Origin of the sequence: Neorhizobium galegae bv. orientalis str. HAMBI 540, assembly GCF_000731315.1 — a bacterium.
Classification (GTDB): Bacteria; Pseudomonadota; Alphaproteobacteria; order Rhizobiales; family Rhizobiaceae; genus Neorhizobium; species Neorhizobium galegae.
In genome coordinates this window covers 844,818-870,360 of the sequence record NZ_HG938353.1, presented here as the reverse complement: position 1 = coordinate 870,360, position 25,543 = coordinate 844,818, and the positions used below count along the sequence as shown (strand labels likewise).

Annotated in this window: 26 protein-coding genes; 1 reads left to right on the top strand and 25 read right to left on the bottom strand. The window is 64.4% G+C overall.

The window, feature by feature from the left end; all coding sequences use genetic code 11:
• Positions 1-44 precede the first annotated feature (44 nt).
• The 21 genes from RG540_RS04450 to RG540_RS04345 form a co-directional block, all read right to left on the bottom strand.
• Entirely contained in the window at positions 45-2,996 is a 2,952-nt protein-coding gene (locus tag RG540_RS04450; protein WP_157884578.1) for a bifunctional [glutamine synthetase] adenylyltransferase/[glutamine synthetase]-adenylyl-L-tyrosine phosphorylase, read from the bottom strand.
• Between the two features lie 32 nt (positions 2,997-3,028).
• A complete protein-coding gene (locus RG540_RS04445; RefSeq protein WP_155414680.1) occupies positions 3,029-4,438 on the bottom strand; it encodes a sensor histidine kinase in 1,410 nt (469 codons plus the stop codon).
• Positions 4,439-4,447: 9 nt separating this feature from the next.
• Complete coding sequence (locus RG540_RS04440; RefSeq protein ID WP_037081175.1) at positions 4,448-5,125, bottom strand: response regulator transcription factor; 678 nt, start codon at positions 5,123-5,125, stop codon at positions 4,448-4,450.
• 158 nt (positions 5,126-5,283) lie between these two features.
• Positions 5,284-6,873 carry a Do family serine endopeptidase gene (locus RG540_RS04435; RefSeq protein ID WP_038585040.1) on the bottom strand — a complete coding sequence of 530 codons (1,590 nt, stop codon included), beginning with the start codon at positions 6,871-6,873 and terminating at the stop codon, positions 5,284-5,286.
• Between the two features lie 145 nt (positions 6,874-7,018).
• Positions 7,019-7,453, bottom strand: coding sequence for a cytochrome c-type biogenesis protein (locus RG540_RS04430; RefSeq protein WP_038593042.1), 435 nt, complete (start codon positions 7,451-7,453; stop codon positions 7,019-7,021).
• A 194-nt stretch (positions 7,454-7,647) separates the two neighbouring features.
• Positions 7,648-9,636 (bottom strand): heme lyase CcmF/NrfE family subunit, encoded by a 1,989-nt coding sequence (locus RG540_RS04425; RefSeq protein ID WP_038585037.1) that lies wholly within the window; start codon positions 9,634-9,636, stop codon positions 7,648-7,650.
• A complete protein-coding gene (gene ccmE, locus RG540_RS04420; protein WP_038585034.1) occupies positions 9,633-10,133 on the bottom strand; it encodes a cytochrome c maturation protein CcmE in 501 nt (166 codons plus the stop codon). The genes RG540_RS04425 and ccmE overlap by 4 nt, the downstream gene beginning before the upstream one ends.
• The gene (gene ccmI, locus RG540_RS04415; RefSeq protein WP_038585031.1) at positions 10,130-11,266 is read right to left on the bottom strand and encodes a c-type cytochrome biogenesis protein CcmI; all 1,137 of its coding nucleotides are present in this window, start codon (positions 11,264-11,266) and stop codon (positions 10,130-10,132) included. Before ccmI ends, ccmE begins: the two co-directional genes overlap by 4 nt.
• 147 nt (positions 11,267-11,413) lie before the next feature.
• On the bottom strand, positions 11,414-11,848 hold the full coding sequence (locus RG540_RS04410; RefSeq protein ID WP_038593040.1) for a membrane protein: 435 nt from the start codon (positions 11,846-11,848) through the stop codon (positions 11,414-11,416).
• A 268-nt stretch (positions 11,849-12,116) separates the two neighbouring features.
• Positions 12,117-13,523, bottom strand: a complete 1,407-nt coding sequence (locus RG540_RS04405; RefSeq protein WP_157884577.1) for an ATP-binding protein — start codon at positions 13,521-13,523, stop codon at positions 12,117-12,119.
• 7 nt (positions 13,524-13,530) lie between these two features.
• A complete protein-coding gene (locus RG540_RS04400) occupies positions 13,531-14,202 on the bottom strand; it encodes a response regulator transcription factor (RefSeq protein WP_038585027.1) in 672 nt (223 codons plus the stop codon).
• Positions 14,203-14,252: 50 nt separating this feature from the next.
• Positions 14,253-14,519, bottom strand: coding sequence for a hypothetical protein (locus tag RG540_RS04395; protein ID WP_038541320.1), 267 nt, complete (start codon positions 14,517-14,519; stop codon positions 14,253-14,255).
• A gap of 117 nt (positions 14,520-14,636) precedes the next feature.
• Positions 14,637-14,849, bottom strand: a complete 213-nt coding sequence (locus tag RG540_RS04390) for a hypothetical protein (protein WP_038585024.1) — start codon at positions 14,847-14,849, stop codon at positions 14,637-14,639.
• 20 nt (positions 14,850-14,869) lie between these two features.
• Positions 14,870-18,661 carry a baseplate multidomain protein megatron gene (locus RG540_RS04385; protein WP_038585021.1) on the bottom strand — a complete coding sequence of 1,264 codons (3,792 nt, stop codon included), beginning with the start codon at positions 18,659-18,661 and terminating at the stop codon, positions 14,870-14,872.
• Positions 18,662-18,987: 326 nt separating this feature from the next.
• Positions 18,988-19,425, bottom strand: a complete 438-nt coding sequence (locus tag RG540_RS04375) for an NlpC/P60 family protein (protein WP_038585015.1) — start codon at positions 19,423-19,425, stop codon at positions 18,988-18,990.
• On the bottom strand, positions 19,422-20,297 hold the full coding sequence (locus tag RG540_RS04370) for a DUF2163 domain-containing protein (protein WP_038585012.1): 876 nt from the start codon (positions 20,295-20,297) through the stop codon (positions 19,422-19,424). The genes RG540_RS04375 and RG540_RS04370 overlap by 4 nt, the downstream gene beginning before the upstream one ends.
• Positions 20,294-20,932, bottom strand: coding sequence for a DUF2460 domain-containing protein (locus RG540_RS04365; protein WP_038585010.1), 639 nt, complete (start codon positions 20,930-20,932; stop codon positions 20,294-20,296). Before RG540_RS04365 ends, RG540_RS04370 begins: the two co-directional genes overlap by 4 nt.
• A 21-nt stretch (positions 20,933-20,953) precedes the next feature.
• Positions 20,954-21,484: a phage tail tape measure protein gene (locus tag RG540_RS04360; protein ID WP_038593038.1), complete on the bottom strand. Its 531-nt coding sequence runs from the start codon at positions 21,482-21,484 to the stop codon at positions 20,954-20,956.
• A 31-nt stretch (positions 21,485-21,515) separates the two neighbouring features.
• Entirely contained in the window at positions 21,516-21,674 is a 159-nt protein-coding gene (locus tag RG540_RS31540) for a rcc01693 family protein (RefSeq protein WP_046600330.1), read from the bottom strand.
• A 92-nt stretch (positions 21,675-21,766) separates the two neighbouring features.
• Complete coding sequence (locus tag RG540_RS04350) at positions 21,767-22,114, bottom strand: gene transfer agent family protein (RefSeq protein ID WP_038585007.1); 348 nt, start codon at positions 22,112-22,114, stop codon at positions 21,767-21,769.
• Positions 22,114-22,521: a phage major tail protein, TP901-1 family gene (locus RG540_RS04345; protein ID WP_038585004.1), complete on the bottom strand. Its 408-nt coding sequence runs from the start codon at positions 22,519-22,521 to the stop codon at positions 22,114-22,116. The genes RG540_RS04350 and RG540_RS04345 overlap by 1 nt, the downstream gene beginning before the upstream one ends.
• Positions 22,522-22,625: 104 nt before the next feature.
• On the opposite strand from RG540_RS04345, the gene RG540_RS04340 reads away from it, so the two are divergent.
• A complete protein-coding gene (locus tag RG540_RS04340; RefSeq protein WP_046600331.1) occupies positions 22,626-23,852 on the top strand; it encodes an MFS transporter in 1,227 nt (408 codons plus the stop codon).
• A 73-nt stretch (positions 23,853-23,925) separates the two neighbouring features.
• On the opposite strand, the gene RG540_RS04335 is transcribed toward RG540_RS04340, so the two are convergent.
• From RG540_RS04335 to RG540_RS04320, 4 genes are all read right to left on the bottom strand, one after another.
• Positions 23,926-24,099, bottom strand: coding sequence for a hypothetical protein (locus tag RG540_RS04335; RefSeq protein ID WP_244446618.1), 174 nt, complete (start codon positions 24,097-24,099; stop codon positions 23,926-23,928).
• Between the two features lie 78 nt (positions 24,100-24,177).
• The gene (locus RG540_RS04330) at positions 24,178-24,576 is read right to left on the bottom strand and encodes a DUF3168 domain-containing protein (RefSeq protein ID WP_038584999.1); all 399 of its coding nucleotides are present in this window, start codon (positions 24,574-24,576) and stop codon (positions 24,178-24,180) included.
• Positions 24,573-24,905 carry a phage head closure protein gene (locus RG540_RS04325; RefSeq protein WP_407668865.1) on the bottom strand — a complete coding sequence of 111 codons (333 nt, stop codon included), beginning with the start codon at positions 24,903-24,905 and terminating at the stop codon, positions 24,573-24,575. The genes RG540_RS04330 and RG540_RS04325 overlap by 4 nt, the downstream gene beginning before the upstream one ends.
• On the bottom strand, positions 24,905-25,474 hold the full coding sequence (locus tag RG540_RS04320) for a head-tail connector protein (RefSeq protein ID WP_038584993.1): 570 nt from the start codon (positions 25,472-25,474) through the stop codon (positions 24,905-24,907). The genes RG540_RS04325 and RG540_RS04320 overlap by 1 nt, the downstream gene beginning before the upstream one ends.
• Between the last annotated feature and the right edge of the window lie 69 nt (positions 25,475-25,543).

Genomic DNA, 25,543 nt, shown 5'->3' with positions numbered 1-25,543 from the left:
CCGCAATACCGAACCAAGCGCTAGATGAGGGGCAACGCCACCTCTCATTTCCGGACGACCGTCTGGAATATTCCCCGCACCGCCTTCGACAGCCGCTTCACCTCACCCTCCAGCGTCCTGATATCCGGGCAATCCCCAGCCCGGCAGACGCGCTCGACAAGCCCGGCGGGTGCATCACCTGGATCAAAAGGTCCATCGACGCAGAGCCGGACGATCTGCGACAGTTCGGTGAACAGCCGTAACGCCTCGATGCAGGTATCGAGATCGCCGGGCTTCATCAGTTTTTCGCCAAGCGCCTTCAGGGCTTCCTCGGTGCTGAACCCGTAGGTATCGGGCGCTACGCCTTTGGCTGGCGCAATCAGGCGCAGATACTGGGCGATGAACTCAATATCGATCAGGCCGCCCGGAATGAGCTTGAAATCCCAGATGTCACGCGGCGGCTTTTCCTTGTCGATCAGCGCGCGCATCTCGGCCACGTCCTTGGCGATCTTGGCGATATCGGGCTTGGTCGATAGCACTTCGCCGATCATGCCCTTCGCTTCGTCGGCGAGGCTTTCTTCGCCGCAGATCAACCGGGCGCGGGTGAGCGCCATGTGTTCCCAGGTCCAGGCCTCTTCGCGCTGGTATTTGCCGAAGGCATTGATGCGGGTGGCGACCGGCCCCTTGTTGCCCGACGGCCTGAGCCTCAGGTCGACCTCGAAGATCACCCCTTCCGCCATCGGCGCGGAAAGGGCTGCGATCAGCCGCTGCGTCAGGCGGGTGAAATAGCGGGTGGAATCGAGCGGCTTGTCGCCCTCGCTTTCCGTGGCTTCATTGTCATAGTCGTAGAGCAGAATGAGATCGACGTCGGAACCGGCCGTCAGCTCGAAACTGCCGAGTTTACCCATGCCCATGACCGCGACACGGCCGCCCGGATAGGTGCCGTGGGCACTGCGGATTTCTGCGGTCACCGCCTTCAGGGCGGCGTCGATCAGGAGGTCGGCGAGATGGGTGAACGCGCGGCCTGCCTGGGCACCGGAGATCGCCCCCGTCAGCAGCCGGATGCCGATCAGGAACCGCTGCTCGGCCGCAAAGATGCGCAGCCGGTCGAGCTTTTCCTCGTAGTGCCGGCCGGCGGTGAGAAATGCCGTCAGGCGATAGGAAAGATAGTCGCGGGTCGGCAGTTCGGACATCAGGCCGGGATCCAGCATGCCGTCGAAGACATGCGGCTTGGAGGCGATGATATCGGCAAGCCGCGGCGCCGAGGACATGATCGTGACGATCAGCGCGAGCAGCGGCGGATTGTTGCCGATCAGCGAAAAGAGCTGGATGCCGGCCGGCAGGCCTTTCAGGAAGCTGTCGAACCGCAGCAGCGCCTCGTCGGCGCGCTTGCTCTCGCCGAAAGCCTGCAGCAGCGCGGGCATCAGTTCGGTCAGCCGCTCGCGCGCCTCGGCAGACTGGGTGGCGCGATAGCGGCCGTAATGCCAGGTGCGGATAACGCGGGAAATGTCGACCGGCCGTTCGAAGCCGAGCGAGGCAAGCGTCTTCAGCGTGCCCGGATCGTCCTGCTGGCCGGTGAAGACGAGATTGCCGTCGCCACCGGACAGCTTTGCCTCCTGCTCGAAGAGCCGTGCGTAACGTTTCTCGACGGTTCGCAGCACCTCTTCCAGCCGGGCGGAAAAACCGGCAGTGTCGGCAAAACCGCGCATGAAGGCGATGCGCTTCAGCTCGGCATCGGTTTCCGGCAGGTTATGAGTCTGCTCGTCGCGCACCATCTGGATGCGGTGTTCGACATCGCGCAGGAACCAGTAGGCCTCGGTCAGCTCGGCGGCGATCTCGGGCGTGATCCATCTGGCCTCGGCGAGTGCGGCAAGCGCCACTTCCGTATCTCGGGCGCGCAGCGGCGGCATGCGGCCGCCGGCGATCAATTGCTGGGTCTGGGCAAAAAACTCGATCTCGCGGATGCCGCCACGGCCGAGCTTGACGTCATGGCCCTTCACGGCGATCGCGCCGTGACCCTTGTGGACATGGATCTGCCGCTTGATCGAATGAATGTCGGCGATCGCCGCATAGTCGAGATATTTGCGGAACACGAAGGGCGTCAGCAGCCGCATAAAATTTTCGCCCGCTGCAATGTCGCCGGCAATCGGCCGCGCCTTGATGAAGGCTGCCCGCTCCCAGTTCTGCCCCCTGCCCTCGTAATAGATCAGCGCCGCGTCGAGCGAGACGGCGAGCGGCGTGGAGCCGGGATCCGGCCGCAGGCGCAGGTCGGTGCGGAACACGTAACCGTCGGCGGTACGTTCCTGCAGGATGCGGATCAGGCGGCGCATCATCCGGCCATAGACTTCCGACCCGTCGAGCGGATCGGTGAGGATGCCCGTTTCGGGATCGAAGAACACGACGATATCGATGTCGGAAGAATAGTTGAGCTCCCGGCCGCCGAGCTTGCCCATGCCAAGCACGATCAGGCCCGAACCCTTGCTCGGCTCATCCAGGTCGGCGAGCTTCAGCTTGCCGCTTTCATGGCCGGCAACCAGAAGGTAGTCGATTGCCGCGGCGACGGAGGCTTCGGCAAACAGGCTCAACCAGCGTGTCGTGTCCTTCGCGGAAAAGATGCGGGCGAGATCGGCGAGCGCGACGAGGAAGCTCAAAGCCCGCTTGGCAGTCCGCAGTGCCGTCATCACCTCGTTTTCAGACGGTGCCTTGCCGTCTCTCGGCAGCCAGGCCCGCCGCGCCGTCTCGACCAGCCGGTCGAGCGCCGGCTCCAACGGCTCAGTGATCGCTGTCACCAGAAGCTTTGGCGAGATGACCGCCATGTCGCGCAGATAAGGCGAAAGGGTGAAAGCCGCGACGATGAAGTCCTTGAGCGCGCCGTCCTTGCCAAGCAGTGCCGCGACCGAGGGTTCGGACTTGCCGATATCCTTCAGGGCAGCCATCGCTGCCTTGGCTTCCGTCTGGTTCAGCGGACGGATCACCTCCGCCTTCACCGTATCGAGCCGGTTTCCGGTCTCCGACACTGGCACCTCCCGTGATTCTTCCCTGGCCAAACTTAAGGCTTCGGCGCAGGAAAGACCATGGTGACCGTCAGGCCGGGCGCCGAGGTGTTCGCCTCATCGGTGGCGGAGAGTTCCAGCGAGCCGCCATGCAGTTCCATCACCGCCTCGACCAGCGAGAGGCCAAGGCCGGTGCCGGGCTTGGAGCGGCTTTCGTCCAGGCGGAAGAACCGCTTGGTCACCTCGCCGCGCTTGTTGGCCGGGATGCCGGGGCCGTTGTCGCAGACGGAGAGCCTGAGCGTGCCGTCGCTCCTGGCGAGGCGAACGCGGATATGCGCCGCGTCCTTTGCCTCGGAGGCGTATTTGATGGCGTTGTCGAGGAGGTTGAAGATCGCCTGCCCGATGAGCTCGCGGTTGCCGTGGACCACGAGCCCCGGTTCGAGCTCGGTCGTCAGCGACAGGCCCGCTTCCTCCGCCGCGGGCTCATAGAGCTCGGCGCTGTCGGCGGAGATCGCCGACAGATCGACATCGGACATTTCCGCGGCGATCGATCCCGCCTCTACACGGGAGATCATCAGCAGTGCGTTGAAGGTGCGGATGAGCTGGTCGGATTCGGCGATGATGCCTTCGAGGGCTGTCCGGCGCACGTCCGCACGATCCTCGCCCAGCGCATCGGCCGCCTTGTTGCGCAGCCTCGTCAGCGGCGTCTTCAGGTCATGGGCAATGTTGTCGGAAACCTGACGCAGACCTTCGTTGAGCTTCTCGATGCGTCCAAGCATGGCGTTCAGCGAATCTGACAGCCGGTCGAATTCGTCGCCGGACTTGCCGACCGGCAGGCGCTGCGAAAGGTCGCCGGCCATGATCTTCTGGCTCGCCGCCGACATCCGGTCGATGCGTTTCAACGCATTGCGACCAATGCCGAACCAGATCACCAGCGCCCCGACGCCCATGATGGCCAGCGCCACCATCAGCGCCCGGCGTACGATGCCGCGGAAGCGGCTCGGGTCGCCGAGATCGCGACCGACCAGCATCCGCAGGCCATTGTCGAGGCGGATCACGTTGGCCGTGGCGAGATGCCGGCCAGGGCGATCCGATTCGGTATAGGGTTCGTAGGTGAAGGGAATTTCCGTCCAGCCCTGCTCGTCGAGCACGCCGGGCTGCACCGCGGCGACGTTGCCGGCGAGCATCTCGCCGTTGGGACCCGCGATCACATAGAGGTTCGCGCCCGGCTGGCGGGCCCGCCGCTCCATCATCCGCAGGAGAAGGCTGACGCCGCCCCGTTCATAGGCGCGCTGTATCTCCTGCACTTCCTCCTGCAGCGACTGGCGCGTCTGCTGCGCCAGCAGCCGTTCGGACATCGCCGTCACGTAAATGACCAGGAATGCCGCACACAAGGCGAAGAGCAGGATATAGAGCGCCGACAGCCGCACGGCCGTCGAGCGGAACATCAGGCGGGCACGTGCCAGCAAGTCGGCTTACCCCTCGTCCTTGATCATGTAGCCGGCACCGCGAATGGTCTTCAGAAGCGGCTTTTCGAAATCCTTCTCGATCTTCGATCTCAGCCGCGAGACATGCACGTCGATGACATTGGTCTGGGGATCGAAGTGATAGTCCCAGACGTTTTCGAGCAGCATGGTGCGGGTGACCACCTGGCCGGCATTCTTCATCAGATATTCGAGCAGGCGGAATTCGCGCGGCTGCAGAAGCACTTCCTTGCCGGCTCGCTTCACTTCGTGCGACAGCCGGTCGAGTTCCAGATCGCCGACCCGGTAGACCATGTCCTGTTCGGGCGTGCCCTTGCGGCGGCCGAGCACTTCGACGCGGGCGAGCAGCTCGGAAAAGGCATAGGGTTTCGGCAGGTAGTCGTCGCCACCGGCGCGCAGGCCGGTTACCCGGTCGTCCACCTGGCCGAGTGCCGAGAGGATCAGCACCGGCGCATTGATGCCGCGCTTGCGCAGCTCGCTGATGACGGAAAGCCCGTCGCGACGCGGCAGCATGCGGTCGATGACCATCACGTCGTAGGAATTTTCGGTCCCCATGAACAGGCCGCTCTCGCCGTCGCTTGCGTGGTCGACCACGATCCCGGCCTCGCGAAAGGCCTTGGTCATATAGGCCGCGGCCTCCAGGTCGTCTTCGATCACCAGAATCTTCATGTGCGGAACAATAGCGTCCGCGCCCGCCTTTGCACTACGGGAATCTGCGGCACTGGCAGAATATCGGGTATCCGTTTCCATCACGCGCTCCATGGAAGGAAAAAGGGCGCCGACCGTTGCCGGCGGCGCCCTCGATCTTGCGACCTGTTTTTTAGAAATCAGCCTTCATTGATCGGCAGGGCAACGAAACGGCTGCTATTGCCTTCGCCGGCCACCTGGAACAGCGCGCGGGTGCGCCCGTCCTTGCGGGCCTGGTCGAGAACCTTGCCGACTTCGGCGGCGCTGGTGACCTTGCGGTTGTTGACCGAGACGATCTTTTCCCCGGTCTTCAGGCCGCGGGCGGCGGCTTCACTGTCCGGGTCGACATCGGTGACCGAGAGACCGGAACCGTCCTCGGCCGGAGCGACGGTGATGCCGAGGCTGGCAAGCGCCTTGTCGCTGGAGGGCGCCGGAGCGTCGGGCTGCTTCGGCTCGGCCTTGGCGGCTTCGTCACTCTGGAGGTTGCCGAGCGTGACCGGGATCTTCTGCGCCTTGCCGTCGCGCCACAGGTCGACATCGACCTTGGTGTTGGGGCCGAAGGCGGCGACGCGCTTGGCGAGGTCACGGGCATCCTTGATCGGCTGGCCGTTGACGGCGGTGATCACGTCGCCTTCCTTGATGCCGGCCTTCTGGCCCGGAGAGCCTTCCTGCGGAGCGACGACGAGGGCGCCGGTCGCTTCCTTGAGACCAAGCGAGTCGGCGATATCCTGGGTCACCGGCTGGATCTGCACACCGAGCCAGCCGCGATCGACCTTGCCGTCCTTCATCAGGTCGGCGACGACGTCCTTGGCGGTGGACGACGGGATCGCAAAGGCGATGCCGACATTGCCGCCCGACGGCGAGAAGATCGCGGTGTTGATGCCGACCACTTCGCCCGAGAGGTTGAAGGTGGGGCCGCCGGAATTGCCGCGGTTCACCGCCGCATCCACCTGGATATAATCGTCATAGGGACCGGAGCCTATGTCGCGGCCGCGGGCAGAAACGATGCCTGCGGTAACCGTACCGCCAAGGCCGAACGGATTGCCGACGGCAACCACCCAGTCGCCGACGCGGACCTTCGAATCGTCCGCGAAATTGACATAGGTGAACTTGCGGCTGGTGGCGTCGACCTTGAGCACGGCGAGGTCAGTGCGGCTGTCCTTGCCGACCAGCTTGGCTTCGAGTTCCGTGCCGTCATTCAAAACGACCGTGTAGGCGGAACCATCCGAAACGACGTGGTTGTTGGTGACGACATAGCCGTCTTCGGAGATGAAGAACCCGGAGCCCTGTGCCGCCGGGCGCAGGCGGTGAGGACGATTGCCGTCCTGGCCCCGCGGGCCGTTGCGGTCGGCGCGATCCTGGTTGCGGTTGTTGCGGTCGCCGGGAGCACCCGGAGCGCCCGGCATCTGGCCGCCGAATTCACGGAAGAACCGCTTCAGCGGATGGTCATCGGGAAGCTGGTCGAAGCCACGGCCGCCGAAACTGAACGAACTGGTGTCATCGGAAACGGGTTGGGCGTCGGACTGGACGCGCACGGAAACGACGGCGGGAGAAACAGCCGAAACGACATCGGCAAAGCTCGGGGTCTGCGGTGCGGTGACGCTGACCGGAGCAGCAAAGGACTGCGTGATCTGAGCCGGGATGCCGCTCGAGAGCATGACCGCGGCAAGACCAGCAACCGTGGTGGTCTTCAAGACGGTCTTCAGAGAGGGACGTCCGATATTGCGCATGTTTTAAGCTACCTTCTTCTCTTCAGTCATTTTGGCCGGAGGTCAGCCAAGCGGTGGATGAGAGAGATATAGGCGCTCGCAGGTTAACTGCAGGTGGCGGACGAATGAAATATTGGTAATGTTCGAGCGTGCCTCTTTCAGGCAGCTATTTTTTCAGAAGCTCTTCGATGCGCGCCTGTTCCTCGGCACTCAGCGCCGCAACTGCGCGTTGGCTTGGACGGGTGCGGACGAAGATCAGAATGGCGATTGCACCGACCAGCAATAGTAGCACTGGCATTGCCCAGAGAATGATCGTCTTGGCGCTGAGGCGCGGCTTCAGGAGCACGAATTCGCCGTAGCGAGACACGACATAATCGATCACCTGACCGTCCGTATCACCGTTCGTCAACCGCTCCCGCACCAGTACGCGCAGGTCGCGGGCAAGCTCCGCATTGGAGTCGTCGATCGACTGGTTCTGGCACACCATACAGCGCAATTGGGCCGAAAGATTTCGGGCCCGCTGTTCGAGCACGGGGTTGGTAAGCACTTCGTCGGGGTTGACGGCGAAGGCCGGCAGGGGGGCGAGGAGAGCCAGGATCATTGCAAGAGCGACCCAGAACACCCCCCTCTGCCCTGCCGGGCATCTCCCCCTCAAGGGGGGAGATTGGCAAGACGCACCGACATTGCTCCAATCGCGGCGTTTGCTTGGGGCGGGACATGGCAACGGGTCGATCTCTCCCCTTGAGGGGGAGATGCCCGGCAGGGCACAGGGGGGTGATGTGCGTGAGTTCGCCATCACTCCGCAGCCTCCAGCGTCGCCTTGACCGGTTTCACCTTGCGGCTCGGCGCGCCCACACGCAACCGTCGATCCGACAGCGAAACGAACCCGCCGAACATCATCACAAGGGCGCCGCCCCAGATGCAGAGGATGAACGGCTTCCACCAGATGCGCACCACCATGCCGCCGCTGTCCATTGCGTCGCCGAGCGAGACATAGAGCTGGCTGAGCCCGAAGGTGAGGATGCCGGCCTCCGTCGTCGGCATGCGCCGCGCCGTATAGAGCCGCTTCGACGACCAGACATCGGCCACCTGGACGCCGCCGCGGCTGACGGCGAAATGTCCGCGCTGCTCGGTATAGTTAGGCCCGACCGCATCGCGCAGCCCGTCATAGGTCAGCGAATAACCGCCGATATCGACGGAAGCACCCTGCTTCATCTCGACCACCGTCTCGGTGCCGAAAGTCGTCGCAGCAAAGATACCGAGCACCGTGACGCCGAGCCCGAAATGGGCAATCGCCGTGCCGAAGACCGAACGCGGCAGGCCGGCCAGGCGCTTCAGCCCAACAGACAGCCCGACCTTCGAAAAATTGGCGCGATACCAGAGATCGGCGAACGCACCGATCATGCCCCAGAAGCCGAGCACCAGGCCGAAGATCGCCAGAACCGGCCCACCGTTCTGGATGTAGAAGAAGGCAAGGCCTGCAGCCAGCGCCAGGCCGGCGAAGGCATAGAGCCGCTGCAGGGCGCCCAGGAGATCGCCGCGCTTCCAGGCAAGCACCGGCCCGAACGGCACGGCGACCAGCAGCGGCAACATCAGCAGGCCGAAGGTCATGTTGAAAAACGGTGCGCCGACCGAGATCTTTTCGCCGGTCAGCGTTTCGAGGATCAGCGGATAGAGCGTGCCGGTCAGCACCGTCGCGGTGGCCACCGTCAGGATCAGGTTGTTGAGCACCAGCGCGCCCTCGCGCGAGATCGGCGCAAAAATGCCGCCCGCCTTCAGCATCGGCGCCCGCCAGGCAAACAGAGCGAAGGCGCCGCCGATGAAGATGCCGAGAATGCAGAGGATGAAGATGCCGCGGGTCGGATCGGTCGCAAACGAATGCACCGAGGTCAGCACGCCCGAGCGCACTAGGAAGGTTCCGAGCAGCGACAGCGAAAAGGTCATGATCGCCAGCAGCACGGTCCAGATCTTCAGGGCCTCACGCTTTTCCATGACCAGCGCCGAATGGAGGAGCGCCGTGCCGGCGAGCCAGGGCATGAAGGAGGCGTTTTCGACCGGATCCCAGAACCACCAGCCGCCCCAGCCGAGCTCGTAATAGGCCCAGTAGGAACCCATGGCGATGCCGGCGGTCAGGAAGGTCCAGGCGGCGAGCGTCCACGGCCGCACCCAGCGGGCCCAGGCGGCATCGATGCGGCCTTCCATGAGCGCCGCGACGGCGAACGAGAAGCAGACCGAAAAGCCGACATAACCGAGGTAGAGAAGCGGCGGATGAACCGCCAGGCCGAGATCCTGCAGCACCGGATTGAGGTCCTGCCCCTCGGCCGGCGCCGGGTTGAGGCGAAGGAACGGATTGGAAGTCAAAAGGATGAAGAACAGGAAGGCGGTCGAGATCCAGGCCTGAACGGCAAGAACATTGGCCCGCAGCGTATCGGGCAGATTCCGCCCGAACACCGCCACCAGCGCGCTGAAGAAAACGAGGATCAGCAGCCAGAGCAGCATCGAACCTTCGTGATTGCCCCAGACGCCGGAGAATTTATAGATCAGCGGCATCAGCGAATGGGAATTCTCCCAGACGTTCATCACCGAGAAGTCCGAGACCACATAAGCCCAGGTCAGAACGCCGAAGGAAAAGGCGACAAGCGCGAACAGCACCAGCGCGCCGGTCGGCGCCAGCGCCATCATCGCCACGTCGCCGCGCCTTGCGCCGATCACCGGCAGGACGGAGACGATGAGGGAGGTCGCAAGTGCCAGCACAAGCGCGTAATGGCCGATCTCGATGATCATTGCGTGACCGCTCCCTTGGCACTGCCGGGTTTTCCCTGATTGGCTTGGCCCTGTTTCCCCTGGCCTTCGTTCCAGACGCCCTGCGCCTTCAGCCGGTCGGCGACTTCCTTTGGCATGTAGTTTTCGTCATGCTTGGCAAGCACGCTGTCGGCCACAAAACCATGCGATGCCGCATCGAACGCGCCTTCGGTCACCACGCCCTGGCCCTCGCGAAACAGGTCCGGCAGGATGCCCGTATAGGTGACCGGCACATTGCCGGTGCCGTCCGTCACGGTAAAGCTCACGGTCGAGCCCTGGCCGCGCTTCACCGAGCCTTCGGCCACCAGCCCGCCAAGCCTGATGCGCGTACCGGGCTTGACGTCCGCCTTGGCAAGGTCGGCCGGCATGAAGAAATAAGCGACCGACTGGCTGAAGGCGAACATGACGAGCAGCACCGCGACGAGGATGAAGCTCATGCCGCCTGCGATCACCGCCAGCCGCTTCTGTTTGCGGGTCATTGGGCCACTCCTTCGACGGCAAGCCCCATCTCGTTGGCCAGCGCCACCAATTCTCCTGATGACGGGAACTGCTTGAGGCCGCTCTTCAACGCCGCTTCTGCCTTGGGTTTATCTCCGAGCACGGAATAGGAGCGCACCAGCCTCACCCAGCCCTCGAGATTATTGGGATCCTGCTTCAGCCGTTCCGCAAGGCTGTCGACCATGCCGCGGATCATCGCCTGCCGATCGCCCTGCGACATGGTTTCGGCTGCCGCCACATCCGCCTGGCTCGGATTTCCCGGAACCTGCGCCGTGTCCCGTCCCGGCACGATGGTGCCGCCGTTCTTGGCGATATGCTGGTTGACGAGCTGCATCCACGGCGCGTCGGCGGGCGAGGCTTTTGCAATCGTCTCGAACTGCGCCCTTGCTTCTGCCGCCCTGCCCGCCTGCTCTAAGCCGAGGCCGACATAGAAGCGGGAACGCGGATTGTCCGGATCGAGCTTCACCGCCTGCTCGAAGACGGAACGCGCGTCCTCGGTGACGATCCCGTCATTCGATGCGACCAGCGTTTCGCCAAGCCCCGCGAGCCTGACCGGACTGGCCCCAAGGATGCGGATCGCGTTGCGATAGGCCATTTCAGCATCACCGAGCCGCATGGAGCGCAAATAGATCGGCGCGAGCAGGTCCCAGCCGGAACCGTCATCGGGGTTTTCGGCGAGATGCCGCTCGGCCTTGGCGACCAGCAGCGCGACATTGTTGCCGGGATTGGCAAGCCGCGCTTCGAGCGGCTGATCCGGCAGCCCGGGATTACCGAGCGCCAGGTAAAGACAGAGCCCGACGACGGGCGGAACCAGCGTTACGATGGCAGTGGCGAGCCCATGTTTGCGTGTCTTCGGAGCGGCAATCCCGTCGGCTTCCCCGGCACCGGCCGCAGCCAGCAGCCGGCGGCCGATCTCCGCGCGGGCGTATTCGGCCTCTTGCGGCTCGATCAGGCCCTGGGCTCGGTCCCGGTCCAGTTCGGCCAGCTGGTCACGATAGACGGCGACCTCTCCGGCACGGTCAGCGGATGCTGTTTTGGTGGCTCGGGCGAAGGGCAGGATGAGGATTGCCGCAACGGCCGCCGTCAGAGCTGCGAGGATGATCCATAAAACCATAGTGGCCCATTACTGCAACGGCCCGTGCTTTCCAACAGCGCAGCCGGCGTTGACGCGAATTTGAGGCGTTTGGCCGCAAGTTCAAGCCTCATATGGACCTAATCCGATCCAGCGGCCATGACCCATGTCAAACAGCGGCAGAGGAAATCAGGTGAGCGGCGTCCACGTGCCGTTCGAATTGCGGCAGGCAGCGCCCCGCGCCGTCATGTCGCGGCCATTCATGGTCACCGTATGGCGATACTGGCGGCAGTTCTGGGTGCCGACCTGATAGGGAGCATTGGCGACCACCTGGCCGCTCGCGTCGTCACCCTTCCAGGTGATGGCCTCGCCGCCGGCCGCCCCTTCCAGGGCGCGATATTCCGCCTCCAGGGCGCGGGAACGGTCGCTTGCGGAAAGCGTCGCGCCGCTCCGTCCGACGATGCCCCCCTGAAGAGCGGAAATATAGGAAGTCGAAGGCGAAGGCCGCGGCGAAAGCAGGCCACGCGCACCTCCGGGTCCGGTTCCCGAAGTCGTGCCGCAGCCGGCCAGCAGGCCGGCAACCACAAGCGATGAAACGGCATTTCGGAGGCTCAATAATCGCATCGTGTCGGAAACCGGTCGCGGGTCGTTTTCTTCGGAAATCTTGCCGAGACTGGTCCCGTCCCGGCATGGCATCATTATGGCGTCACTGGGAAAACACACAAATCCGGCGATCTTTCAGTCTCCCGCACACTAGCAGACAATCATAGGAAAGTCTGTTCCGGCAAAGATATAGCAGGCGATCCATCCGTCCATAACCAAAGGCAGGGAATAGCCCGATGTTGCCGATATGTCACAGACCCAAAGGACTGAAGTGCGAGACCTGCGACAATCAGGAGGCTTCCTTGGCGATACCCGGAAGCAGAAGTTGCGCCCTGAGGCCACCACGCGTCCCGCGCGTCAGCTCGACCGAGCCCTGATACTCGCCGGTGATCTCGCGCACGATCGAAAGTCCGAGCCCGGCGCCCGGCTTGCTCTCGTCGAGCCGCCGGCCGCGTTTCATCGCCTCGCGGATCTGATCCGGCTCCAGCCCCGGGCCGTCGTCCTCGACAGAGACCTCGACCCAGGAGCGCCGCGCAGTTTCGCCTTCGCCGGACTGAGGGCCGGATGTCGGCGTCGCGGTGATCCAGACGCCGGTCTCGCAGAAGCGAGCGGCATTTTCGAGCAGGTTGCCGATGGTCTCCTCGACGTCCTGCTGTTCCATGGCAAGCGCCACGCCCGGCGGAAAAACCGAGAGATGGAATTCCTTTTCCGGATTGAGTCGGCGCATCACCCTGACCAGGCGTTCCAGCACAGGCTCGAGCTCGGTCCGGGCAAGCAGGGACTCGCGCTGGGCGGCGATGCGCGCCCGGTTCAGATAGGATTGCACCTGCGCCTGCATCCCCTCCGCCTGCGACCGCACCATGTCCGACTGCACCTTTTCGACGGCGCGCGATTCGTTGAGCAGAACCGCGATCGGCGTCTTCAGCGAATGGGCGAGGTTGCCGACCTGCATGCGCGCACGCTCGACGATGCGGCGGTTGCTTTCGATCAGCGCGTTGATGTCGCTGGCAAGCGGCATGATCTCGCGCGGAAACTCGCCTTCCAGCCGCTCCGCTTCGCCGCGCCGGACCCTTTCGAGGGAGCGCCGCGCGCCGTCGAGTGGCTGCAGCCCGTAAAGGATCGCCAGGCCGTTGACGACCAGGCTGCCGAAACCGAAAACGGCAAGCGCGATATAGAGACTGCGGGTAAAGGCCTGGATATCCTCCTCGACGACCGCAAGATTGCCCGAGACGCGGAAGCGCGCGGCGCGGCCATCGCCGTCGAGCACCACCTCCGTCTCGGCGACCAGAACATGGTTCTTGTAGGCGTCGATGGCCGGGTAGAAGCGCTCGTAGCGATTGTTGAAGGGCACCGCCAGAATCGACGGCACGCTGATGTTCGAAGTGCCGAGCGAGGAGGAGGAAAGCGGCGTCGCTGCAAAGGTGCCGAGCGGCTCGATGATCCAGTACCAGCCGGTCTCGGGCTGCGAAAAGCGCAGGTCGCCGAGCTGCGGACTGCCGGCGAGCTTGTTGTCGTCGCCGATCGTGATCGAGTTGATGACGTTATAGAGCTGGGCGCGCAGGAGGTCGGTGAAGGCGCGTTCGGCCGATTGTCGGTAGAGCTGCGAGATGACGATCGAAATGACCACCAGGGCCAGCGCCGACCACAGCGTGGCCAGAAGCAGCACGCGGGCAGTCAGCGATCTTGGTCCGATCATTCGGAATTTAACGCGCATCGTTTGGCGCTTGCATCCTGTAGCCGAGTCCGCGGACCGTTTCGATGAGGTCGACTCCGAGCTTCTTGCGAAGCCGGCCCACGAAAACTTCGATCGTATTGGAATCGCGGTCGAAATCCTGGTCATACATATGCTCCACAAGCTCGGTGCGGGAAACGACCTGCCCCATGTGATGCATCAGGTAGGACAGCAGCCTGAATTCGTGCGAGGTGAGCTTCAGGGCGACGCCTTCGACGCTCGCCTTGGAAGCCTTGGTGTCGAGCCGCACGGGCCCGCAGACGATTTCGGAGGATGAATGCCCCGCCGCCCGGCGGATCAGCGCCCGAACACGGGCCAGCACTTCCTCCACATGAAAGGGCTTTGCGACATAGTCGTCGGCACCGGCATCGATGCCTGCCACCTTGTCGCTCCAGCGGTCGCGGGCGGTCAGCATCAGAACCGGCATGCCCTTGCCTCCGGAACGCCATTTCTCGACGACGGTGATGCCGTCCATGACCGGCAGGCCGATATCGAGGATCACCGCGTCATAAGGCTCGGTTTCGCCCAGATAATGGCCTTCCTCGCCATCGAAGGCCTGATCGACCACATAACCCGACTCCTTCAGGGCGTCGGAGAGCTGCCGATTGAGATTGACGTCGTCTTCGACCACCAGAATGCGCATGCACCGCCCCTCGAATGATATGCCGGCGACTGATGCCGCCGACCCCCGCTTTACATCGGAACCCTGACGGTCACCTTGCGCGGTCTTTGATTGCCATCGCCCTGGACGAGCACCGTCACGACGCAGGTCTGGCCATCGGAGGAGGGCTGAGCGGAAAGAAGCTCGCCGCCGGTTTCCCGCACCACGCGAGACGCAGCCGACCCGCAATCGCCTGCGACGAGGACGAGATAATCACGCGCGGAGACCTTCTCCGGCACGAAGCCGGAGAAACCGGCCAGGCCGGCGGTCAATATCGCGATGATTGGCAGTCGCGCCATGGTTACAATTTCCACTCACAAGACAAATAGGATTCATGTCCAAAGCATGTGATGGATTATGTAGCTAAAGGCGGCTGAATGGCAAATGAATGGTCCGTAACGCTTTCCTTCAGGAGGCTATTTTCCCCTGATTCCGCTCTGGGCCGCGACACGCCCATAAATCGCAAAAAGTCCGCCGGCGGCACCCGCAAGCGTCACCGCAATGTCTGCGAGATCGGCCTGCATATCCGCTCCGAGCTTTATTCCCATGACCTGCAGAAGCGAGGCGGCGACCGCGATCAATCCACCCCAGACAGTCTTCGACTGGTACCATGCCTTCATGCCGTCCATGCTCATCTCCTTGTTTCAGTTTAGAACACAACGACCGTTTCAAACGGAACGCCGAGCGGAACCGCCCGGCCCATCTGCCGGATCCGCAGCGAAAGGCTCACCAGAGGTCCGCCGAAATCGGCGACCTCATCGGCTGCCGGATAGGTGAAAACCGGCCCGGCGACCTCGATCGCGCGCTTGACGGAACCGCCGTCGAGAAACTCCAGCCGGTAACGTTCCACCGGCTCGTCCAGCGGGATTTCGCTACCGTCCCAACCGTCCGCCTCGATCCTTCCGCGCCTCACCCAGGTCAGCCGGACATCGCCGGTCACCTGCCGCTCGCCGCGGACATGCACCGGCGATAACGGCGTCTCGGCACGCACGCCGCCCGAAAACACATGTGGGCTGGATCGCCCGCCCGCCTTCCCTAAGCTTTCCGCGAGCCAATTCAGGGCAAGGCCGCGTTCGTCCGCCGCAAGCCCCAGCGGCACCACCGCCTCGTCGAGCACGACGACGGCGTTCCCTGAAGCCGCGCCGGCCCGCATGGCGTCCTCGGTCCCCGCCAGCCCGCGCAACAGGTTCGACAGACGCCATCGGTTAGGGCTGATCTCCTCGGCATCGGCAAAGCCGATCGCCTCCCAGACGCCGCTATCCGCCCTCACCGCGATCCGGTTTTCGCCGTTCAGTACGGCCTGCTCGTCCGCCGACGACAGCCCGCCGAAAAACAGTTCGATCTCGATTGCCCTCCCCCGATCGAAGCGCCCGGCAATGCCGCCCGTCAGCGGCGCCGCCAGAACGCCCAACCTCGCCGGCCGGTCGAGCGCGGCCCGCGTGCGATATCCTTCCGTCGTCACGGAGGAGGATAGTGCCATCCGCCGCCATGGCCGGCAGAAACCTGCGACCCGGGCAAAGCTCGCCGCCTCGCCGGACGCGAATCGTGGCAGATCGAGAAAATGCAGGATCGGCGCAAATGCGTCGGAGACCGCGCCGCCGCCATTCCTGTGCCCCTCGTCAGCGGCGTAATTCGATGGCGCGAGCGGCGCGTGGTGCCGTGCGTCGATCCGCCGCACCGCCCCCTCCTCGATCCGTTCGACGATAAAGGTCCCGTCCGGCCCGGTGCCATCCGGCAAAACCAGCCGCACCGTATCCCCGGGCTCGACCGCGACATCGGCTGGCGAGAGCCCGAAACTCAGCGACCGTTTCGCAATCCTGTGGGTACGCAGCAGCGTCTCGACGGCATCGAGCGACGTCTCCTCCGGCAGCACGGCGGGCAGATCGTAGCTCAGGATTCGCTGGCTTTCCGCCCGTGCCCGCCGTGAGCGCACGCCCGACTGTTCGTAATCCAGTCGTGGATTGTAGGAGGTCAGCACCGCCTCCGCCGCAAAATCGCTGTCGTGCCCGCGGTTTTCAGACCAGAGGGCCTCATCCTCGGTATCGGCGACGACGGTAATCTCCTTTGCCGCCAGGCTGACCTTCAGCCGCGACCGGAAACGCAGCTTGCCGCCAGCTTCCGCCACATCCACCTGAAACACCTCGAGCAGCGGTTCCAGAAGAGCCCGTGCCGAGGTCACTTCGCCCTGCACATAGCCGGTCAGGTCGCCGCTCACTTCAGAAACGTCGAAATCTTCAAAACCATGCTCGGTCAGGATCGCGGCGATGGCATCGGCAAGCGTAGTTCCGCCGAGCCGGCCATTGAGCCAATGGCCGGCGCGCCAGTTACCGCCATCGCTCCAGGCAGAAAGATCGCCGGGAAAGGCCGGAACAGGCCGGGCATCCCAGGTCCAGACAAACACGTGGTCCCGGTCGACCATGCCGGCCGGCGTCGCGTCACCCTGCCACCAGCCATGATGCGCTTCCAGGAACCGTCGCTGCATGCTGTCGGACCGTCCGCCACTCGAAGAATACGGCAGCGCGCTTTCGGCCGATTTCGGATCGATGAAGACGTTCGGCTGATTGGCGCCCTTATCGACCGCCGGGCACCCGAGTTCGGTAAACCAGATCGGCTTCATGCCGGGCACCCAGGCCGTGGGTGTTACGGTCTCGGCACCGCCCACGCGGTCATGATGCCGGTTGGACCACCAGCCCAAGAGGTCCTTGTAACGATAGACCCACGGCTTGCCCGCCAGCCCATCCGAAATTGGCGATCGCAGCCGGTTCCACCGGTCTGCATCGCTCGCATAATACCAGTCGAAACCCTCGCCGGCGGCGATCTGCGCAGCCATCGCTTGGCGGTCATCCGCAAGACGAAAATCATCCGGATTGTCCGCGACAAGATCCCCGTCGCGCCAATCGCCGAGCGGCATGTAGTTGTCGATGCCGACCGCATCGATATCCGCCGACGCCCAGAGCGGATCGAGATGGAAATGCACCTCACCCGAACCGTCCTGCGGGTGATAGCCGAAATATTCGCTCCAGTCTGCGCCGTAGGTGAGTTTCGTCCCCGGCCCGACGACCGCCCGCACATTAGCCGCGAGCCTGACCAGTTGCTGCACGAAAGGAAAGGCCCCCGTCTCGTCGCGCAATTGCGTCAACCCGCGCAGCTCCGAGCCGAGGATGAAGCCATCGACCCCGCCCGTGGCTGCCGCCAGGCTGGCATAATGTAGCACCATGCGCCGGTATCCCTCGGAACCGGCGCTGAAAACCTGTACTTGCGCCCGCGCATCCGCGGTCTTATCCGCCGACGCCGGGAAACAGGTGATCCGCCCCCGCCAGGGAAAGGCCGCTTGTTCCGTCCCGCCATAAGGGTCCGGCAGGCCATTGCCCGGCGGAATATCCATCATCACGAACGGATAGAGATAGACCTTCAGTCCACGTGCCCTGAGATCGGTGATTGCCTGCGCCACGCTCGCGTCGCTCGGCGTCCCGCCGAAAGCCGGTCCGCCGTCCTGGCTCACCAGATGCGCATCGCCGCGCGACGTGCCGGCGACGGACCACTCTGCGCTTTCCTCCCGTCGCTCGGGCACCTCGACGCCCGGCACGATCCGGCAATGCCCTGCCCTGAGGTCCGTTCCGAACCAGGAGACCACCAGCGCCACCCGTTCGAGGTTCGGGCAGAGCGCCTGCAACTCGTCGAGCGACGCCTGCCAATCGGAGCCGGCCGCCAGCGTATGGCGATTGAGAATGCGCCCGCTGCCCTCGCCGGTCTTCTCCGTCACCGGCACAGTCGCATAACCGTGCTCCGTTGCGCCCGGAACGATCGTCACGGCGCGGATCTGCTCTTCGAGCCTGCCCACCGGCCGCAGCACCTCGAACTGCAGAAGCGGGATGCGATTGCCGAAACTGTCGAGCGGCAGCCGTTCGAACACGACGTAGGCCAGCCCGCGATAGGCTGGCGCATTGCCTTCGCCCTGCTTCGCCTCGATCAACGGATCGGGCAGTTGCTCCTCGTCGCCACGATAGACCCGCATTTCGATCGCCGTCAGGTCGAGTTCACGTCCATCGGCCCAGACCCGCCGCACGGCAGCGATCGGTCCCTCGCAGAGCCCGATCGCGAGGTTTGCGAAATAGCGGTACGTCTCCACCCGCGGCCCGCTCGTCGCCTTGCCGCCGGAGCGCTCGTGCGTCACCTCCTCCTCGAAACGCGTCGCCCAGATCAGCGTGCCGCCGATCCGCGCCGCGCCATAGATGCGGCTGATCGCCGTACCCTCATCCGCACCCGGAATGCGTGCGGTCGCAAGACGAGGCCCGGAGATGGTCGTGCCGCCGCCGCCGATCAGCGCCCGATCGACCATGCTGCCGGCCAACGCGCCCGCCGCCCGCCCGAGGATCGCCCCGACCGGACCGAACACACTGCCCAGCGCCGCACCCGCCGCCTGGAAAAGGATAGTGGCCATGGAAATACCTCGCCGTCGCCCAGCCTTGCCACTGGATGCTCGCTCAGATTGTGATAGCGCCAGAAAATTCGGGAGCAGAAGCAGCACGCGCCGCGCCAGCCGGCGCATCGGCGAGGACAGGCCGCGCCGACCCCGGCAAGGGCCTTGCTCTCGAAAATGGAGGTAATGTTATGAGGCTCAGGCCGATTGGCATTACGCTTATCTTGAAGATGACCCGGACGGGCTGGTCTATAGCCGTCCGGATCCATTTCAACGGATAAGCAAAACGGTGAGCGGAGCAGCAACTCCGCTCACCACTCCAGAAGATAGCCCATGCCGGGATTTTTTCAAGTTCGGGTTGGAAACCGGTACACGCCCGCAACCCGTCGCCGCCACGATGGCACCAGCGCCGAACGCGTCACGGCCGATTGCTCATAGGCATGGATGAAATGCTGCGGCCCGGCCAACACCCCGGCATGTTTGGCCGCGCAATCCGGCCGCCAGCGAAACAGCAGGACGTCGCCAGGCTCCGCCTCCGTCAACGGCACCGCCGGCCCAAAAAGCCGTAGCGCCGCGTCCATCAACCGGTCTTCGCCGCTCCGCTCGGCCCAATCGGGAGCATAGGCGGGCACCGTCCCCGGCTCCTCGCCGTAAAGCTCGCGCCAGATGCCGCGGATGAGCCCGATGCAATCGCAGCCGACGCCCTTCGTTGCGCCCTGATGGCGATAGGGCGTACCGATCCATCCCTCGGCCAGTGCCACGATCCGCTCGCTTTGCCCGCTCATTCGAAGATCGGGCCGCCGTCATGGACCCGCTCCCCATCGACATAGGAATAGGCAAAATCGGCGCCGGGAACATGCGGAAAACCGCGGAAATTCAGATGGTTCGCAAAGCGCGCCTTGCAGGTTGCAAACGACTTGTCGCATCCCGCGGTCAGCGTGAACGTGTGACCCGCCGCAACCGGCTCCTCCAGCGGCAGCCAGAAAGTCAACTCCACCGAACCGTCCGCCCTCTTTTCGTGTGCGTCGACATCGACCGCGACGCCGTCCGCAAACGTCAGCACGCCGTGGCGGAAAAAACCGCTCCCGAAACCACCGAGCCCCGAGACGACAATCCGGCTCGCATCCTTTACCGCGACCACCGCCCCTTCGCCGCGCCACAGGGCCAGGTCTACGCCGCAGCGCGTATCCCCGAGGCTCGCGTCGCAGCGTCGGTTGTAGACCCGGCCCTGCGGCTGGCTCAGCCGATGCGCCAGACTGCGCAGCTCTGCGCGAAACTGGCCGCCGGTGCGGGAAACCTCGCCGATCTCCCGCACGTTCAAAAGCACGTGCTGGTCCGGCGCCGCCCAATTGACGAGAAACAGTTCCACTCGAGCGCCGTCATATTTGCCGGTCGCCAGATCCTGCTCGCCAATCGCCGCGTTCGAAAAACCGCCGACGACCTCGTCGGCGCTGGCGGAAAGTCCCGTCGCCGCCTCCGCCTCGCTTGCCGAAAATCCGCTTGCCGCCAGGAAGATCGTGCCGCCGAATGTCAGGTCATGGTCGTGTTCGGTGAAACCGAGGATCACGCCATCGCGCCGCGTCACACGCCAGGCGTGGCAGGTGGTCGTTGCCTCCTGCGCCAGATGCTCGGCCAGATCCGCCGGTATCATTCTCATGCCAAAACCTCCGTCAGCGGAATGGTCGGGATGCGCCCGGCATCGAAATGCGCGAGGTTGACGTCGATCCGGTCGGTATCGAACCGCACCGGCACGTCGAATTCGTAACCCGCCCGCACCACCGCGCCGACCGCCGGAACATGGCCGGCGGCAAAAGTGACGATCCCCGTCGCCGCATCGACGGAAAAGACCTCCGGCGCTTGCCCAACGCCGTCCACCGACAGCGCGACCGTTCCGGCAACCGGCTTGACGATCCGCCGGACCCAACTCCCGCCGCTGTCCGCATAGGTCTTGACGAGTTGGAATGCCGCGGTCTCCCCGTCGCCCGCACCGATCGCCTGGTCGGTCGCCGATACCGCCTCGCCCGGAGCACAGGATTTCCAGTCCACCGGATCGCGGAACCGAAAGCCGTAAAGCTGCCCGCCCCGCGCCTCAAAAAATTCCAGCACCGCATAGAGATCGGTGAGCGATTTCACGCCCGATCCCGCATCATAACTGCGCCTTGAATCCCTCCAGCGCTGGTTACGCTGCTCGCGCCCGTTGGAAAGATTGACGATATCGGTGCGCCGCACCGGCCCGCCGGTTGCCCCGAGCGCCAGGCGCAACGGAAACCTAACCTCGTGAAAACCGCTCATCTCATCCTCGCAACATCATCGTCACAAACCACGCCGCCCGCGCGAAACGCTGCGCGCCAGCATGGCGGAAATCTGCCCTTCGCTTTTCCGAAAGCTCGCGGCGTCGCTCGCCGTCACGTTGAAGACGATCTGGGGCGCGGCCCCACCCGCCGACGCAACCCCGAGCGCGCCATCCGGCCCGCGTCTGAGCGGCAGGATCGCTTCCGCGCCCGCCTCGCCCATCAGCCCCATATCGCCGCCCATCGGAAAGAAGCTCGGGGAGCGCACAACCCCGCCGTCGGCAAACGGCGTCACCGACCCGACAAGCCCGCCGATCGCGTTGCCGAGCATGTTTTCGAGCGGCCTCAGCCCGGCCGCCAGCGCAATGTCGGAAAGCCGGTTGCCGAGCCCTCGCAACACGTCCTCAAGCCCCCGCCCGCCCGTCGTCGCGGATCTGAGGGCCCCGGTCAGTGCTGCCCCGAACCGCTGCGAGCGGGCTTCGAGATCCGCCATCACGCCGGTCAGCGCCTCGGCGCCGGAGAGCGTCCCGGCCAAGCTATCGTCGTCTTCCATCGTGAACTCCGTTTCGTCGCCGCTGCCCAACTCACTCATCCGGAAACGCCTGCATCAGCGCGTCCAACCCCGCTCTCTCGATTCCTGCGCCACGCCCCCTCAACCCGCCGGTCATGGCAAAAAACTCGACTGGCGTCAGCGCCCAGAAATCCCTCGGCGGAAGCCGCAGCAGGCAGAGGCCGGCATGCATCACCGTTCCCCAAGGAAACGGCTCAAGCCTCGCCTCTTCGATCGCAGTGTCGGGAACCCCTATTGCGATCGCTCCGATTCCCGCTGCGGCCCTCAAGGGTTTGCCGTGGCCTTCCCGCCCGGCTCCGCAAACGTCGCGGCCAGCAGATCCCCGACAATCTGCGCATAGGCTAAAATTCCGCCCTCGATGCTCATTGCCGCCACTTCGTCATCGGAGAAGAGATTGCCGCCGCCGCGCAGGCCGGCGCCGATTAGCCGGATCATGTCCGCCGCCTTCAGCCGCCCGGAGGAAAACCGGTCCGCCAGCCCGTTGAGGTCGCTGACGGAAAACACAGTTTCCAGTTCCGCCAATGCGCCGAGCGTCAGGCAGAGAATGCGGCGGTCGCCGTCGATCACCGCCTCCACCTCACCACGCCTGCGGTTTGCGTGTCCGCCCGCCATCACAGCACTCCGAAGGTCAGGCTGCCGGCCGATTCCAGCGCCAGTTCGAAGCGGATCTCGCCATTGTGCTCGCCGGAATATTCGAGCGCCGTCACCTGGAACGATCCGGTCACCGTGCCGAAGGCCGGGATCAGGATCTGCCAGGCAAGAATGCTGCCGGCAAAGAACGCAGCCCGCACCAGCGCGTCACTCGCCTGGTCCTTGAAAATGCCGGCGCCAGTCAGCGAAGCGCGCCGCACGCCAGCGCCGCCCAGCAGCTCGCGCCAGCGCCCGGCGCTTTCGGCATCGGTGATGTCGACGGTCTCGGCATTGAAGGCGAGCCGCTTCGAGCGCAGCCCCGCCACCGTCACCAACGCGCCGTCATTGTCGATTTTCAAGAGCAGGTCCTTGCCCTTCTGCGCCACCATGTGGAAGTCCTTTCCTGTGTTGTCGGATTGTCGCTTCCGCACCTCCAGAAGCGGTGCTAGAGCACCGGGCGCTCACATCCGTTTCCCGAATGCTTCCCGCCGCCATGCCCAAAATTCTCCCTCTGCGCTCGGCGCAGACGATCGCCGTGCTCGCCGTCACCCAGATCATCTCCTGGGGCACGACCTTCGACATGCTCGGGGTCATGGGCCGCATCGTCGCGCCGGAACTTAACCTTCCGAACGAGGTCGTGTTCTTCGGGCTGTCGATCATGATGTTGGTCAGTGCGCTTGCCGGTCCCGCGACCGGGCGGCTGCTCGGCCGCCATGGCGCTGCAAAAATCATGGCAAGCGCGTCCGTGATCTTCGCGATCGGCCTGCTGCTGCTCGCGAGCGCTCACGAAATCCTGGTCTACGGGCTAGCCTGGATCGTTATCGGCCTCGGCGGCGCGCTCGGCCTGTCGGCGCCGGCCTATACGGCGGTCGTCGAGCGCGAGGGGCTGGACGGCAAGCGCATCATCGCCATCCTGATGTTGTTCACCGGGCTTTCGGCGACCATTTTCTGGCCGGTCCTGGCGCTGATGAACGATCTCGTCGGCTGGCGGATGACGTTCGTATTCTCAGCCATGCTGCAGATCTTCGTCTGCCTGCCACTCTATCTGTTCGGCCTTCCCAAACCGATCGACCGCAATGAGCAAACCCAGGCCACGGATACGGTTCCCGTCGATTTCACGCCGCCGGAACGCCGTCGCGCCTTCTTCCTGGTGGCGGCGGCAACGGCGATCAGCTCGTTCATCAGCTTCGGCCTGTCGCCCTCGCTGCTGGCCCTGCTGCAACACTCCGGCGCCTCGCCAGCACTTGCGCTGCAGCTCGGCTCGGCGCGCGGCGCAATCGGCGTGTCCGCCCGCTTCGTCGACATGGCGCTTGGCCGACGCGGCAATGCGCTTCTGACTTCGCTCGTCGGCACCGGCCTGGTTCTCTTCAGTTTCCTGCTCGCCGCGACCGTCACGTCCTCGGCTCCGGTCCTGGTCATCTTCATGGTGCTCTATGGCTTCGGCACCGGCGTGCTCGCAGTCGCCCGCGCGCTCCTGCCGCTGTCGCTGTTTTCGCCCCGCGAATTCGGCCTGCAATCGGCCCGCCTGTCGATGCCGCAGAACCTTGCCAATGCCGCCGCACCGGTCATCTTCACCGCCCTCCTCGACCGCGTCGGCGCCACCGCCGCACTTGTGACCGGAGCGGTGCTTTCGGCAATCTCGCTGGTATTGGTACTGATGCTGGTGGGGTTGGTGCGAAGGGTGAATGGGCGGGCGGCGGAACCTAGTCCCGCTTCATGATCCTGTTCTTCCGCTCGCGATCTAGGTCGATGATGCGGCCGCGCATCTGTTCGAAGCTTGGGCTCCGGAAAACTCACCTGGCAATAGAGCCGTATTCGGCGTCACGGATAGCAGAGAGCGTCTCCTCGTCCAGTTCACCGACGGTCAGGATCTCCCGTTCCTTGCGCTTCAGCGTCTCGTAGTGGGCAAGCTCGCTAGCGGAGAGATAAGCGCCTACCACGCGCCCGTGACTGGTGACACTGATCACCTTGGCGCTGATCGCCTCGTCCTGATATCTTGCAAAATTGCGGGCGAATTCCGTCGCCGCTGTGTATTTTACACAAGCCTATTCCGTCACCGCCCGAAATCGCATCTCCGCCAAATAGAACTTCGTCTTCGGCTCCCGCCGCGTCCTTGTGCCGACCTGCAGCAGGTTCACCAGCACCGCACCGTCCAGCGGCAATGCCGCATCGTGGAGCAGGCCGTGCACCAGGCTGGCGACCTTCTGTGCCTGCCGCCGTCCCTCGCCATCCGACCAGATTTCCAGAACCAGAAGATGTTCCTCGCCGGCCTCGCTGGCGGTCGAAAAATCCCGTGTCTCCAGCTCGCCGAACACCACGCAGGGCAGCTTTGCCCGCGGCAGAAGCCGGTCGCGGATGCCGTCGGCACCGACGATCGCAGTCAGCGCCGTATCATTGGCAAGCGTCTGATGGATCGCCTGCAGAAGCGCGTTTCCCGCCGTCATCGGGTTTCCTCCTCGCATTGGCAGACGAGATAACGCCGCGTCTCGTCCGGATCGCGCACCAGCTTCACCAGGAATATCCGGCCGCCCTTTCGAAATCGCTGCCCGGCTGAAATGCCGTCGCGGAACCGTACCCAGATGCGGTGGCTGATCGTGCCGGCCTCGGCCGCTGCCTGTTCCGCTACCACGAACGCGACGGGCTCGATCCTGGCCCAGAGCGTCGCCGTCACCTCCCAGGCGACCGTCGCGCCGCCCTGTCCGTCCGGCATCGCCTGCGACGCCTCGAGGTCGAGCCTTGCGGTCATCGACCCCGGATCGAAGAACACGACCATCAGAGCCTCCGCATCCGGAAAGGCGCGATCAGCCGCTCATAGCCGTCGGGAATGCCAGCCGGCTGGTTCTCCGGCGAAACGACGCCGCGAAAGGCGAACATGTGGCCGATATGGATCGACATCGCCCGTTTCAGCGTGTCCGGCACATCGGTGCCCGCCTCACCGAAACCGGCCAAAAGGTCGATCTCGATGCCGTTGACCGACCGGCCCGGCGCCGGTGGGTGCCTCAGCCACAGCCGCGCCGGCCGGCCCTTGCCGTCGAGGAGATGATCTTCCAGTGGAACTTCAAGCGCCGCGCCGTCAGCGTCGTAAACCGTAACGTTCTGAATCTCTTGCACCGGCGATCTCGAAATCCGGATCACCCCATCCGCCGGCCAGCGGTCAAGATAGAGCCGCCAGGCTTGAGAGATCAGGCAAAGCCCGGTCTCCCGCTCCAGGTGTTCGCGGGCGGTGCTGATCAGCGAGGCCAGCAGCGCATCCTCGTCGCTTCCATCGAGACGCAGATGCGCCTTCACCTCGGCAAGCGTCAGCGGCTCCGCGGAAGGCGGAGTGGTTTGGGCGTAGGTCATGGGGATCCTGGGTGATTGAGTGGGTAGCGGTTGGTCGGTAGTGAGCAGTGATGTGAAAGGGGCAGCCAA